Source organism: Lactiplantibacillus herbarum (assembly GCF_001039045.1).
GTDB classification, from domain to species: Bacteria; Bacillota; Bacilli; order Lactobacillales; family Lactobacillaceae; genus Lactiplantibacillus; species Lactiplantibacillus herbarum.
On record NZ_LFEE01000031.1, the window covers coordinates 19,078 to 33,711 of the forward strand.

At 44.1% G+C, this 14,634-nt stretch carries 11 protein-coding genes and 2 pseudogenes; 7 read left to right on the forward strand and 6 right to left on the reverse strand.

What is annotated here, in order from left to right; translation table 11 throughout:
* Positions 1-5 precede the first annotated feature (5 nt).
* Complete coding sequence (locus ACG95_RS09720; protein WP_053072768.1) at positions 6-347, reverse strand: hypothetical protein; 342 nt, start codon at positions 345-347, stop codon at positions 6-8.
* A gap of 161 nt (positions 348-508) precedes the next feature.
* Between ACG95_RS09720 and ACG95_RS09725 the strand changes: the two genes are divergently transcribed.
* Both ACG95_RS09725 and nrdI read left to right on the forward strand, forming a co-directional pair.
* Positions 509-1,867: a hemolysin family protein gene (locus ACG95_RS09725; RefSeq protein ID WP_048000334.1), complete on the forward strand. Its 1,359-nt coding sequence runs from the start codon at positions 509-511 to the stop codon at positions 1,865-1,867.
* Positions 1,868-2,058: 191 nt separating this feature from the next.
* Positions 2,059-2,538 (forward strand): class Ib ribonucleoside-diphosphate reductase assembly flavoprotein NrdI, encoded by a 480-nt coding sequence (nrdI, locus tag ACG95_RS09730; RefSeq protein ID WP_048000335.1) that lies wholly within the window; start codon positions 2,059-2,061, stop codon positions 2,536-2,538.
* Between the two features lie 223 nt (positions 2,539-2,761).
* On the opposite strand, the gene ACG95_RS09735 is transcribed toward nrdI, so the two are convergent.
* Both ACG95_RS09735 and ACG95_RS09740 read right to left on the reverse strand, forming a co-directional pair.
* Positions 2,762-3,622, reverse strand: a complete 861-nt coding sequence (locus ACG95_RS09735) for an aldo/keto reductase (protein ID WP_048000336.1) — start codon at positions 3,620-3,622, stop codon at positions 2,762-2,764.
* 20 nt (positions 3,623-3,642) lie between these two features.
* Positions 3,643-4,509: an aldo/keto reductase gene (locus ACG95_RS09740; protein WP_048000337.1), complete on the reverse strand. Its 867-nt coding sequence runs from the start codon at positions 4,507-4,509 to the stop codon at positions 3,643-3,645.
* A gap of 115 nt (positions 4,510-4,624) precedes the next feature.
* On the opposite strand from ACG95_RS09740, the gene ACG95_RS09745 reads away from it, so the two are divergent.
* Complete coding sequence (locus tag ACG95_RS09745; RefSeq protein WP_048000338.1) at positions 4,625-5,494, forward strand: LysR family transcriptional regulator; 870 nt, start codon at positions 4,625-4,627, stop codon at positions 5,492-5,494.
* Positions 5,495-5,567: 73 nt separating this feature from the next.
* Here the strand turns inward: ACG95_RS09745 and ACG95_RS09750 are convergent.
* Together ACG95_RS09750 and ACG95_RS09755 are read right to left on the reverse strand one after the other, a co-directional pair.
* Positions 5,568-7,160: pseudogene (locus ACG95_RS09750) on the reverse strand (cation:proton antiporter).
* Positions 7,161-7,304: 144 nt separating this feature from the next.
* Complete coding sequence (locus tag ACG95_RS09755) at positions 7,305-8,477, reverse strand: MDR family MFS transporter (RefSeq protein WP_048000339.1); 1,173 nt, start codon at positions 8,475-8,477, stop codon at positions 7,305-7,307.
* Between the two features lie 367 nt (positions 8,478-8,844).
* On the opposite strand from ACG95_RS09755, the gene ACG95_RS09760 reads away from it, so the two are divergent.
* Both ACG95_RS09760 and zwf read left to right on the forward strand, forming a co-directional pair.
* Positions 8,845-9,198 carry an SdpI family protein gene (locus ACG95_RS09760; protein ID WP_048000340.1) on the forward strand — a complete coding sequence of 118 codons (354 nt, stop codon included), beginning with the start codon at positions 8,845-8,847 and terminating at the stop codon, positions 9,196-9,198.
* 117 nt (positions 9,199-9,315) lie between these two features.
* Positions 9,316-10,800, forward strand: a complete 1,485-nt coding sequence (zwf, locus tag ACG95_RS09765) for a glucose-6-phosphate dehydrogenase (protein WP_048000341.1) — start codon at positions 9,316-9,318, stop codon at positions 10,798-10,800.
* A 48-nt stretch (positions 10,801-10,848) separates the two neighbouring features.
* Here the strand turns inward: zwf and pdxR are convergent.
* Positions 10,849-12,210 (reverse strand): annotated as a pseudogene (gene pdxR / locus ACG95_RS09770) (MocR-like pyridoxine biosynthesis transcription factor PdxR).
* 99 nt (positions 12,211-12,309) lie between these two features.
* Here pdxR and ACG95_RS09775 point away from each other — a divergent pair.
* Entirely contained in the window at positions 12,310-13,479 is a 1,170-nt protein-coding gene (locus tag ACG95_RS09775; RefSeq protein ID WP_048000342.1) for an aminotransferase class I/II-fold pyridoxal phosphate-dependent enzyme, read from the forward strand.
* A gap of 2 nt (positions 13,480-13,481) precedes the next feature.
* Positions 13,482-14,363: a 4-hydroxy-tetrahydrodipicolinate synthase gene (dapA, locus tag ACG95_RS09780; protein ID WP_048000343.1), complete on the forward strand. Its 882-nt coding sequence runs from the start codon at positions 13,482-13,484 to the stop codon at positions 14,361-14,363.
* Positions 14,364-14,634 lie beyond the last annotated feature (271 nt).

Genomic DNA, 14,634 nt, shown 5'->3' on the forward strand with positions numbered 1-14,634 from the left:
CTAATTTAGTAAGCCACTTGGTGAATGGCTTCCGCAAGTAATTTCAGGGCATTTTCCCGCTTGCCGACTTGATCCATGTCGAAGATGATTGAATCAATGTCGCCACCTTTAAAATCAAATTGTTCGAAGTAGATATAAGGGTCTTCCCCATCAATCTTCAAGAAAGCGGCTTCAATTTTTTGTTCAAAACCTTCCGCCCAATCTTCATCGGCCATTTGCTTAAAATCTTCACGGGTCACGTAACCATGGTCACGAATTAAATCCATCGCTTTTTTGACATCACTATCTTGATAAACCAATTTCTTCGAATCCTCATGAATCTTAGTTTTCGTTTCTACTGGCATCACTAAAGATCTCCCTTTACTTGGTATACCATTAGTGTAGCACCATTCAATGTAAACGTTAACCTTCTGGGTTCAATTGCAAAATATCGTAACTATCCTTTATCTTAGTAGTCGTTTCGCGTTATAATAGCACTAACTAATTTTATGAAATGAGGAATGTTTCTTTGGACAGTGGCCAGATAATGTTAAATTTAGTCATTATTGTCATTACGTTCTTCGTCGCCGCTTTCTTTGTGGCCTGCGAGTTTGCACTCGTTCAGACCCGACCAAGTGCCCTTGAAGAAGAACAAAAAAAACGTGATAAACCATCTAAACGGATCGAGACATCGTTACACATGGTCCGTAATCTTAATGAATACTTGTCAACAACTCAAGTAGGGGTCTCAGTTGCTGGGATCATCTTAGGGTGGATCGGTGAACAGACGACTGAACACTTTGTTTTAGATTTTCTATCAATCTTCAACCTTTCCGTCTCAACCGGTGTTCTTCGCGGGATCAGTATTATTGTTGGGGTCTTCATCTTAACCTATTTAGAAGTGGTGTTAACTGAAATCGTCCCTAAGAATATCGCCATCGATATGCCATTGAAAGTCATGGCCGTGGTCACCACCCCATTACGGTGGTTCCACGTCGTCTTCTACCCCTTCGTGTGGTTACTGAACATTTCTTCCGCTGGCGTTGTCAAAATGCTGGGTATTCCAGTTGCCAACGAAGATAACGATGTCTACTCTCAATCTGAAATCTTGAACTTATCACGAAACGCCGTAACTGGTGGTGAACTTGAACGTAACGACTATTTATATATGGAACGCGCGTTTGAATTCAATGACAAGATCGCTAAGGATGTCATGATTGACCGAACCCAATTAGTGGTTATCGATATCAATGATACGGTTAAACAAGCGATTCGCGTCTACTTGCAGAAACGTTTCAGCCGCTTACCCGTCGTTGCTAATAACGATAAGGATAAGATTCTGGGTTACGTTTACAACTACGACTTGATTCGTCAGGGCGAAGTTGATGATGATATCCGGGTTAACAAATTGTTACGCAATATCATTACGATTCCTGAAACAACCCCCATTCAAGCGATCTTACAGAAAATGATCGATAAACAAACACCGATCGTCGTTGTTGTGGATGAATACGGTGGCACTAGTGGGATCGTTACTGATAAGGATATCTACGAAGAACTCTTCGGGACCGTTAACGATGAAATCGACAATGTCTCTAATGAATACATCGACAAGCAAGACGATGGCACCTACCATATCAGTGGTAAAATGACCATTTATGATTTTGAGCGTTACTTCAAGACCGATCTCCAAGAATTTGAGGATTCTGATGTGGTCACTTTAACTGGTTATATTCTGGATAACTTCCCTAAGATCCAGGCCGGCGATACCATCCAGATTGGGAACTTCAACTTCAAAGCCCTCGACTTTGAAAACGCCTATATCAATTGGTTCGAAGTCAGTGCGCAAACGCCTGCTACTCCGGATGACGATCAACTTGATGACTAATACCAATAACCAGAAGCTCGGGATTTTATCCTGAGCTTTTTATTTTGCCATTGAAAAATCATTTCGCTCTGCTACAAGATCTAGCTGAAATAGTTAACAACATTAGTAGTCTCACCCATCAAAGTTGTTTGCAAAACATTAGTGCCCAGCGTAAACTATAAGAAACGTTAAAAAAGAAATGAGGAACAACCGTGAGTGAATCAACAATTAATATCATTTACATCTCCATTGAGGGTAACACCCGTTCATTCGTAACCGGGATGCAGGACTACGCTAAGACGCAAAACGCGGCTGATGATAGTAACCCTTTGATCACCCTAAAAGAAATCACCGACCAATCTGACTTTGCTATTGAAGACACACCCTACTTCGCATTCGTCCCCACTTACTTAAACGGTGGTAACGGTATCGACAGTGGTGTAACCGAATTATTGACGACTACCCTTGGGGAATATCTCAATTACGACCAAAATTCACGCTTCTGCTTAGGTGTTGTTGGTAGTGGTAATCGTAACTTCAATGATCAATACTGCCTAACTGCTCGCCGGTATGCAGAACAACTTGATACGGACTTTATCGCAGACTACGAACTTCGTGGGACTTCCGTTGATACTGAACGAGTTTACAACGTTATGAAGGATCGCTTGGCTGATTATCAAGATCGCTTGTAATTCAAGAATTCACTAGCTGAATAGTAAAAAAGAGAGTGGAACAAAAGGCGGGTTGCTACCGAGCATAGCCTAGGAATACGAATGATTGTGCATTTTCAATCGTTTGTATTCCGTAGCTAAGCGGAGGGTGCAGTCTTTTGTCGCACGTTTCGACTGTAAATATGTGAACATACAAAAAGGAGTTTGGGTTTTGTCCCAAACTCCTTTTTATTTGGATTACAATCTAATCATTTTGATGAACGTCAAACGCTGACAATAAACGTTCTTTAACACCAGGAGCATCTGGATCATGACGTCCCTTGCCTTGGTCTAAAGCAGCCAGCTGGGTCATTTCCGTGTCCGTCAGCTCAAAGTCAAAGATATCTTGATTTTGGCTGATCCGTTCAGCATGAACTGACTTAGGAAAGACGATCACCCCCAACTGATTTTCAAAACGTAGAATAATTTGGCCCGCGTTCTTACCATACTTATTCGCTAATTCAAGAATCAATGGCTCGTTCAACAGTTGTGAATTACCTTGTCCAAGTGGTGCCCACGCTTCAAGCTTCACATCATCCGGCGCCAACAGTTCTCGTAATGGACGCTGTTGCGTATAAGGATTAAATTCGACCTGATTGACTGATGGTAAGGTTGCGAATTGCGGTACAAACTGGTTCCAAATCTTAGGGGTCATATTAGACACCCCAATCGAACAGATTTTACCGGCCTTTTTAGCTGCTTCCATGGCCTGCCAAGCGCCTAAAACATCGCCATATGGTTGATGAATCAAGTAAAGATCCATGTAGTCGAGTTGCAATTGCTTCAAGGATTGATCGATAGCTTTGCTAGCAGCCTCATAACCAAAGTCCTGTAACCATAGCTTACTTGTCACCCAGATTTGATCCCGGGCAATCCCACTATCGTTAATGGCGCGACCAACCTCAGCTTCGTTAAAGTAGGCTACCGCTGTGTCAATGTGGCGATAACCCATTGCTAGTGCTTGGCTAACGGCCTGGTAAGTCGAGCCATCATTAGGAATCTGGAAAGTCCCAAAACCAATCGCTGGAATTTCATTACCATCGTTTAACTTAATTGTTTTAACCATCTTATGACCTCTTTCTTAACCTAGTGAAGTTGCTTCAAACTGGAACCAAAGATCTGCTCGATCGTATCAGGATCACGATGATCAAAGAATTGACTGACATTCTGATCCAGTGATGCGATTGTTTGCATTTCAGCATCCGTCAATTCAAAGTCAAACACATCAATATTTTCAATCATTCGTTCCTTGTGTACGGACTTAGGGATTACGGTAATCCCACGTTGTAAGAGCCACCGCAAAATCACTTGACCAGTTGTCTTACCATGAACTTTTGCAATAGTTTCAAGCTTGGCATTCGTAAAGATCTGTTGTTTTCCTTCAGCAAACGGTGCCCAGGCTTCAACCCGTACACCATCGCGTTGATTGAACGCCACTTCAGCTGCTTGTTGATACCAAGGATTGACTTCGATCTGGTTAACGGCTGGTTGCACCGTCATCGTCAGTTCCAAATTCTTTAATTGATCAGCATAGAAATTAGAGACCCCAATCGCTCGGATTTTTCCAGCATGATAAGCTTCTTCAAGCGCACGCCATGCGCCCATCGTATCGCCATATGGCTGATGTAATAAATACAAGTCAAGGTAGTCCAATTGCAGGCGTCGTAATGAATCTTCAATCCCCTGCTTAGCTCGTTCATAAGTGAACTCTGAAACCCAGAGTTTCGACGTTACAAACAACTCTTCACGGGGGACACTACTCTTTTTAATCGCCCGACCAACAGCTTCTTCATTCTGATAAGCTGTAGCCGTATCCAATAACCGGTAGCCTGCCTGCAAAGCAGTCGTCACTGCCGTTTCACATTCTGCTGGGTCTGGAACTTGGAAAACTCCGAACCCTAGTTGGGGCATCTTAACCCCATTATTTAACGTAATTGTCGGTACTTTAGTCATTTGCACGCGACCTCCTCAGTTCTTAATGATTATCAGTATAGGTCAGTAGTCTATGCTTGAACATTACTAGTTAGACATGCTAGTATACACACAACGTATGCTAGGAGTTGAAGTCATGTTACTAGATAATTATCTACTAGAAGAATTAGTCACTTTTGCTCAGACGGGCACTTTGGCTGCCACCGCAGCTAAGTTGAACGTGACCCAACCAACGATTACTCGTGGCATGCAAAAATTGGAGGCCGACCTTGGTGTTCAGTTATTTGAGCACCAACCAAATCGATTAGTACTCACCAAAACAGGTGTATTGGCTGCTAAAGAGGCCACACAGTTACTCGAAGCTAATCGGCAAGCTGGCAATCGCATTCAGAATTTCGACCGTACCCAGCGTACTGGCCAAATTAGTTCAGTGCTTCCGGGACCTTTAATGTTGTTACATCACGTTCAAGATACCTTATCGAGCATAACCATCAGACCCACCTTATTACTTGAACAAAATCTGCTAGCAACACTGACGAACAACGAAGATCTAATCGTTATATCTAATCAAGAATTTGATACGCCAACTATTACATCTAAATATCTGGGGACCGAAACCTTGGCCGTCAACCTCAATCAATTCATGTACCAAGCCAATCAAGCAACCATTAGTTTTAAAGAACTAACTGGTCTAAGCTTCATTGTCCTAGATAATATCGGACCATGGCGCGATGTTATTCAAGAAGGTATTACCGATGCTAAATTTTTCTATCAGGACCAGCCTGACGCCCTAGCAGAAATCACCAAACAATCTAAGTTTCCCTACTTCACTAGTAACCTGTCCGTACTTGATTCTCAAACTGTTCAGCGTTTGCATGATGACAACCGCGTCCAAATCCCCCTGACTGATCAGGCTGCACAGATGGCCGTTTACGCTAGCTATCTTTCATCTAAGAAGGAGCAAGCTTTACCGATCATCGAACAATTAGTTACTAACTGGCCCTGAAAGCGATCATTCAGATTATTATATATTTAAAAATGCGCGCTTGAGAAAAATCCCAAGCGCGCGTTTGTTATACTTATTCAGTTACTTCGTCCTCATCCAGAATCGTCGGCCCAATAACGATCGACTCTGCTAACAAGGTTTCATTATAGAGTTTGAACACGTACTTCTGATACTTCACTTCACGTTGCGAAATCATATCTAAATACTGACGTTCCTGCTCCAAGGCGTTCATGAACGCCCGCATTTCCAATTCTTTTTCAGCTCCAGTAAACTCCGAGTGCCGAACAACCTCGACCCACGCCCGCGCAAAATCACGGGTTCGTGTCCGTTGTTTTTGCGTCATCAGATCAAAGATAACCGATTTTTTAACATTCTCTGGAAGGTACATTTTCTGCACCGTATCAATGGCTTGATGGACCATTGCAACACGAATCTTGTCAATTTCCGTTGCGGCTTCATCATCCGTCAGTTCCGGTTTCAAAATCCAGCGGAATAGAATCGTTGGCACGAGCATACTGAGAATAATCAGCGTACTGGCCGTTAATAAAACTAAGTTGAAATCACTGTTGTTAACGCCAGTATCCACCAACGTATAAGCTAAAGCTAAGGTAACCGCCCCGTGAACGCCACCTAATGAAAAGATCCAGCCCGCTCGATTCTTAAATCTTAATCGGATTCGAGCATAGACATAGCGTACCACGACATTAATCACCTACAACACACTCCCAAGAATCAGGAAATTCAATGAGCCGTGCCCGAACTGTTCGCCAACTAAAATCTTGACGAACATAAAGCCTAAGACGACGAACACCATGCTGTTAAAAATTTCAGTAATCATACTAACGAGGTCATATGAAAAGTGAATCTGTTGTGAGTTGATCAAGCGACTTCGCTGAGCTTCAGCATTATGAACTAACCCTGCCACAACTACGGCAATGATTCCTGAAACGTGAATGGCTTCAGATAAGTAATACAAGACAAATGGTGTGATCACGTACATTAGCAGTGACGCGTTCAGCGAATTATAAGATGATCGCAGGAGGACTTGCCGAAATAGCACAAAGATCCAAGCACTGACAAACCCGAAGATCACCCCACCAACAGCTGATATCAGAAAATCAATTACTGTCTGCTGATAATTAATATAACCATTCACGTACCACAGCACGGCCATATTAAGCAAAATGATCCCTGTTGCATCGTTAAACAAAGACTCCATTTTCAAAAAAGTTCCCTCTGTTGACGGCATCTTCAACCCATTCGTCACCGACTCCATCGCCGTTGCGTCAGTTGGCGTACTGATTGCTGCTAAAATAAAAGCCAGCGGTAGGCTAACGATTCCCAGTGCCCCAACACCAAAGCCCGCAATGATTAGACTTAACACTACTAATGCCACGGTTGTTTGGATAATATGTTTAAATTCCTTACTGACCGCATTCAGCCGCGTCGCCTGCCCTTCAAAAAATAGCAATGGCGCAACAATTAAGCCAATAAAAATTTCCGAATTAAACTTTTCGATATGGTTATTCAATACCGGCACTAAGAATAGCCCGACCCCAACCAACATACTGAGATAGTTTACCGATATTTGTGGGATAACTCGTGAAATAAAGATACTAATTACCGCAGCCAGTATCAATATAAAACTCGATATCATCAAGTGCATGCGTCCCTACCTCCTATTTATTCATTTCAAAATTAATTTCATTATAAAGGATAGTGGCCTCATTTGGATGATCATTGATCCCAAAATCATCATTATTTCCATATCAAGCAAAAAACGAGCAATCAGCATTGCTCGTTTTTACGATTAACCATTCAATAAATGTTCACGTCTTGCTCGCCATAAAACGAGCGTTAAACTACCTAACATCAATAACGTTACCACAATGAACAGGATGGCATACGAGAACTGCGCCACCATCATTCCACCGAATAATGGCCCCACTGCTCGACCTAACGACAGTGCCATGTTGTAGCGTCCCTGATACTTACCGCGCTGATCATCCGCAGCCATATCATCGACCCACGCGGGGGCAATCGGTAATCCAATCACCTCACCAATCGTTAAGACGACCATGATAATGATAAAGTCGACGTACTGCCGGGCAAATACTAGTCCTAAAAATGACAGTGCGAATAACGTAATCCCAAATCCAATCTGGGTACCAATCTTAAAACGTTCATTGAACATGGTCACGATCGGTTGACTGACAATAATCAGTAATCCGTTGATCGTCCACACTTCACTATAACGCCGGAACGGAATCCCTAAGTTAGTCATGTGGACCGATAAAATACTCTCCCACAATGCGTAACTCAGATAGATCGTGAAGATCATCAGACAGATCATCCAGATCAACTGACGGCGATTATTCGGCGTGGCGTCACGTTTGCGCGTGACTTTTTGACCATCAGCCGTCGTGCGGTTAGCTGGCGTCACGTTAAAGGTAGTTAACGTGATTCCCATCAAGCCTAGGTAACAAACGGTAGTTACCATGAAAACTACGTTAATTCCTAATTCCAATAAGTAACCAACTAGTAAAGTCCCAATAACCACACCCACATTTAATGCCAGGTATAGCATGTTAAAGACGTAGCGATTAGAACGCGTCGTCACCGTAGCGGCATAGGCATTCACGACCGTCATACTGATACCATCACCAAAACCGACAATGATTAAGCCAATCGCATACGGCCACAAGCTGTGCCAAAAAATTAACGTTGCTAGCATGATGGTCGAGATACTCCCACCGAGAATGGCCGTCCAGTATGGTCGCCAGTGATCAAATAGGTGCCCGCCAAGAAAGTTTCCAGCAATCATGGCCAAAGACATCAAGAAGAGCACAATCCCCGAAAAGGTTAAACTCTGTTTTAAGTAATTATGCATATAAATAGTCGTTAGCGGCCACATGAATGCCGCCCCGGCATTATTGAGAAGATTGGCTAAAAATAGCCACCGTAACCGGACTTCTTTTTGCATTCTTTCACCCCGATTTCCATTTATTTAAGTCTGAATGCAACTAAACTCAGTCTCGCTTAGTCAGTTGTTAGTCTAACCTAATTACTGCTATTCTACATAGTCGGCAATTAACTTACTAACCCACTCACTTAGCCGCTTATATCCAAGACAAGCTCACTTATTAGTATACGCCCTCGGCAAAACTTTACCTACTGATCCTTAGCAACCAGCCACTTTTTATTTTAGTCGGACATGCAGTAACCGCCCTAAAAATTAACATTTAAATAATCGCTTTTAAAACCCGAATGTCGACTAGTTGCCTGAATGATTGCTATAATATAGGCAAACACTGTTAACGGTGCCAATTTCTGATAAACGAGGTGACAAAATGTCGAATAATAGCTTTGGCTTGGCGCTAGGATTTTTCGTCACCCTACTACTCTGGATCTATCAACGAGTTCGCATGCCAAAAATGCGCTCGCTTGCCGGCTACATGTCACGGCGCGCCATTAAAAATGAAGAAACGTGGCGCTTTGCCCAACGATTCTATTCAATGATTGGTATTGAGATCTTTACCCTTTTACTAATCGGCGCAATTATCGGTGGCTTCTTCAAGATTGCTTTACTGGAAAGTTTTAATTTTCAGGCCATCGCACTTGGCATTGGTCTCATCATTCAAAATCTGGCAACTGAACGAGAATTAAAATTGCAATTCCCACAAAAACCAGAACAACACTCTTAGACACAGTGCTATATAATTGACCATTTCTATGAATAGCTTAATATTATTAATGGTACTTTTAAAATAACGTTCATAATTTATTTTGTTAAAAATATTCTTAGTAAAGAAGTGAAATTGATGCCTAACGAAAAAATCGCCTTATTCACCATCTTTGGTGGGACTGGTGACCTTGCCCAACGCAAGCTGTACCCCTCACTATTCAAATTATATCAAAAGGGTTATCTGCAAGAACACTTTGCCGTTATCGGAACGGCGCGGCGTCCTTGGACTGACGACCACTATCATGAAGTCATCAGCGACTCTTTAGCTGACTTAGACGCTGATCAAAAGATTGTTGATCAGTTTGCCAGCCATTTCTACTATCAATCACATGACGTGACTGACGCAGAACATTACCTCACCTTAAAAAAACTGTCTGAAAAATTGGATGCTCAATATGGTCTTCAAGGAAATCGCATCTTCTATTTAGCCATGGCACCGAACTTCTTCGGCACGATCGCACAACATTTGCGTTCAGAAAACATGCTGACGGACAATGGCTTTAACCGCGTCATCATTGAAAAACCATTTGGCCACGACTACGCTAGTGCGGAAGAACTCAACAATCAGCTAACCGCCACCTTTAACGAAGATCAAATCTACCGCATCGACCACTACCTTGGTAAGGAGATGATTCAAAATATCTCTGCCATCCGTTTTGGTAACAACATCTGGGAATCACTCTGGAACAACCGGTATATCTCCAACGTTCAGGTTACCCTTAGTGAAAAATTAGGCGTCGAAGAACGGGCGGTCTACTACGATAACAGTGGTGCGTTGCGGGATATGGTTCAGAATCACATCTTACAGATTCTCAGCCTACTCACGATGGATCAACCCGTTGAATTTACGGAACAGGATATCGACGTTGAAAAGGTCAAAGCTTTACGAAGTATTCGACCATTAAAGCCAGAAGAAGTTGCGGATAACTTCGTCCGTGGTCAGTACGCTGATAACGGTGACGTCAAGGCTTACCGTCAGGAAGATAAGATCTCACCTGATTCCAACACGGATACCTTCGTTGCGGGTAAAGTGATGATCGATAACTTCCGTTGGTCAGGCGTTCCCTTCTATGTTCGAACTGGGAAACGTTTAGCTGACAAATTCACCCGTATCGACATCGTCTTCAAGCGTCCCATCGTCAATATTTTCAATCATGACGATGTGCGTGCTAATGATGACGACGCAACTAGTTTGGAACCTAACGTTTTGACGATCAATGTCGAACCAACGGAAGGCTTCGAACTACGGATGAATGCTAAGGCAGTCGGTCAAGGCTTTGCGACGACCCCTGTTAAGCTCAACTACGCGCATGACTCAGAAGCCACGGCTAACAGTCCTGAAGCTTACGAACGTCTGTTACACGATGCTTTGAATGGCGATGCCACCAACTTCACCCACTGGCAAGAGCTCGCTTCGTCGTGGAAATTCGTCGATGTCATCCAGCAGTATTGGGATGAACATACGCCAGAATTCCCTAACTACTGCCCTGGTTCAATGGGGCCAGACGCCTCGGATGAACTATTGCAAAAAGATGGGCATCAATGGGTCTATAAGAACTAAATATTACAAAAAAGGCAACGCTATTCTGATGACTAGCGTTGCCTTTTTTTATTGTTCACAAACACGAATCAACTGATTTAAACCACTTTTCAAATCCGCCAACGTCAACCCCGCAAACCCCAGCAAGTAATAATCCTTAGTCGGCATACCAATCCAGTTAGAATCTAACGGGTAGATGCGGACGCCCCGCGCCTCTAATTGCTGTAATAACGTCGTCTGCTCAATATTCGGAATCTGAATAACCATATGGACGCCAGCTTCAGTCGCAATCGGTCGAATCAATGACGTTGCTTTCAATTTTTGACAAATCAACTGGTACTTCTGGCGATTAGCCGCGCGATTACGGCTCAAATGGCGATAATAGGACCCGTCCGCAAAATAGTTCGCCATCGCCTGCTGCAATAATCCGGCCACCATTTCACTGCGATATTGATATTGTTGATGATAATTTGAAACCAACTGTGGTGGCAAAACGACGTAACCCATCCGTAACGTTGGATCGATTCCCCGTGAAAAAGTCCCAAAGTAAGCGACCTGATTGGCGCTTGCTAATGACTGCAACGCGGGTAACGGATGAGCAGCATAACGATACTCACTATCATAATCATCTTCAATAATCAGGCGATGATTGGTTGCCGCCCACTTTAATAACTTTAACCGCTTTTCAGTAGGCAGAACAACACCCAGCGGGAACTGGTGTCCAGGTGTGGTGTAAACAATATTCGGATCAAGCTTCGTGACAGCAGCCACATCCAGACCGTTCATCATCACTGGTATCGGCTCAGCAGTATGCCCATAGCTCGCAGCCAAATCGCCTAAACCACGGTAACCGGGATTCTCAATACCGACGACTCCCCGCGGCAGAATGCTCAATAATAGGCTTAACCCCGCCTTAGAGCCATTAGTAATGACAATCTGATCCGGCGTACAGTCCACCCCACGCGTTGTTTTCAAAAATGGTACTAGCGCTTCCCGTAATGCCAATAACCCCTGCGCATCTGGATAGACCGCGGTCGGCTGCTGTTCAGCTTGTCGCAACGCCAATCGAACTGCCCGTTTCCAAGCATTCCAACTCGGCGTCAGCAGCTGAGTCACCCCATAACGAAAATCATATGGAACTGGTGGTAACGATTCTGGTTTGACCGGCTTAACAGGGATAACCGTAGCTTGCGGCCAATGTTCCCGATCCTGATAAAAATAGCCACTACCAGCCACCGCGTACACGTAACCTTCCGCTAATAATTGGTCATAAGCTTGTTCCACAGTCGTCTTAGAAACGCCGACATTTTGGGCCATTTTCCGAATCGACCATAACCGCCGATGTGCAGACTGATCCGGCCGTTAGTCATCGCGCAATTGTTGATAAAGTTGTAAATATAATGGTGTGGTTGAACGACGATCAAGTGGCATCAGCAAACTGTCCTTTCATTTTGATTAAAAGTGTCTATTTTAAAATAGACGATTATTGCCTATTATAAACGGTAATCACTCTGAGAGGAAGCTAGAACTATGACGATTAACCAGCAGATCCAGCACATTCAAGTATCAGGGATTCGGCGGTTTGACGAAGCTATCAGCGAAGTTCCTGACATCATTAAATTAACCGTTGGTGAACCCGACCTACCAACACCAGCCCACATCAAAAAAGTCGCGATTCAAGCGATTCGGGATGACTGGACACACTATTCACCGTTAATGGGTTTTGCTGCCCTCCAGACTGCGGCTAGCAACTATTTTCAGAAAAAATACGGTTTAACTTACGCGCCAAGCGAAATCATCGCGACGGTCGGTGCAACCGAAGCTGTCGCTACCACACTTATGACGATCCTTAATCCCGGTGATGCCGTCTTACTACCAACACCGGCATACACTAGCTACAAACCAGTTGTCTCAATCGCCAATGCTAACCTGATCACGATTGACACAACCCGTGACGGCTATAAATTACCGCCCGCAACGCTACAAGCCACACTAGAAGCACACCGTTCAGAACGGCTGAAAGCCCTGATTTTAAACTACCCAACTAATCCAACCGGAGTGACTTATACACACGCTGAATTAGCTGCCCTACTACCAATCATTAAAGCAGCGGGACTCTTCGTCATCAGTGATGAAATTTATAGTGAACTCACCTATGAACAACCGCACACGGCATTCGCAACCTTGTATCCAGAAAAGACTATCACGATCAACGGATTATCTAAATCCCACGCGATGACCGGCTGGCGGTTAGGCTTTATCATGGCGCCCACAAACTTAATCACTGAGATGAAAAAGACTCATCAGTATTTGGTGACTTCAACCAGTTCTATCAGTCAGGCAGCTGGTATCGAGGCCTTAACGCACGGCTTCGAGGATGGACCCGATATGCGCAAAATCTATCAACAACGCCGCGACTACCTCGTTAAACGACTGAGCGAAATCGGTTTTAACTACATTTATCCGACTGGCGCCTTCTACGCCTTTGTCCAAGTTCCTCAACATTTCCCGGGTAATAGTTGGCAATTTGCCACCCAACTCGCTAACGAAGCCCACGTTGCCGTAATTCCCGGTTCTGCGTTCGGTGAAACGGGCGAGGGCTGGTTCAGAATCAGCTACGCTGCGAGTCAGGCGGCATTGCGGGAAAGTATGAATCGACTAGCTACGTGGTACGCTGCCACAACTACTAAGGAGGATTAATCTTGAACTTCAATAACGCACATCTGATTACTGCCATGGTCACACCTTTTGATGAGCACCAACAAATCAATTATCAACGCCTAACAGTCTTGATCGAACATTTACTGGCTCATGGCACCCAAGGAATTCTTGTCGGTGGTACAACGGGCGAAGGGCCTACGTTGAGCACTGAAGAAAAATTAGCCTTATATACCCACACGGTAGCTATCGTAGCTGGGCGAGTTCCCATTATCGCTAATACTGGCTCCAATAACACAGCGGCCACCATTACCTTCACTCGCCAAGTCAGTCAAATTACCGGCATTGACGCTGCCTTAGTCGTCGTTCCACCTTACAACAAACCCAATCAGGCTGGTATGTACGCTCATTTCACAGCAATTGCCGAACGGGGCGGTCTCCCCATCGTGATCTATAATATTCCGGGCCGCGTTGGCGTCAAAATGGAAGTATCAACGATTCTTACCCTCGCCCATAATCCAAACATTATCGGAATCAAACAATGTGGATCAGAAGTCGAATTAGCTGCCATTATAGAAGGTACCGTTCCTCATGACTTCCTAGTTTACACTGGTGAAGACGCGCAAACACTGACGACGCGAGTCTTCGGTGGCCAAGGCGTCATCTCCGTTGCAAGCCATATTTTCGGCTCACAAATGAGCCAGCTAGAGATGGCATTACAGCAAGGTAAGCTCTCAGAAGCAGCTACACTACAGCGCCGATTAATGCCTAAAATGGCCGCGCTTTTCAGTGCACCATCACCGGCACCGACTAAAGCAGCTCTCAATGCTCAGCATATACCGGTTGGCACACCACGCTTACCAATTCTCCCGTTAACGCCAGATGAACAATCCCAACTATTCACAAAAATCAGCTGGGATGACTAGCTTGTCCACAATATGAATTCATCATATAATTGGGTTAAAACATTATGAAAGTGGTGACAGTAATGTGTGGTTGGGGGTTTAGTGGTATGTCAGCCATGTGGCTCAGTAGTTCACTAAGTTTCGTTATCTTATTAGTCGCCCTAGCTATAGGCGCTTATTGGCTAGGTAAACGTTCGCACCATCGCGATTAAATCCACGTGCTATTTAGCTTAGTTACGCGCAAAATAAAAGATCTCACGAATTTTGAAGTGCCCCATAATTGTTAGACAAG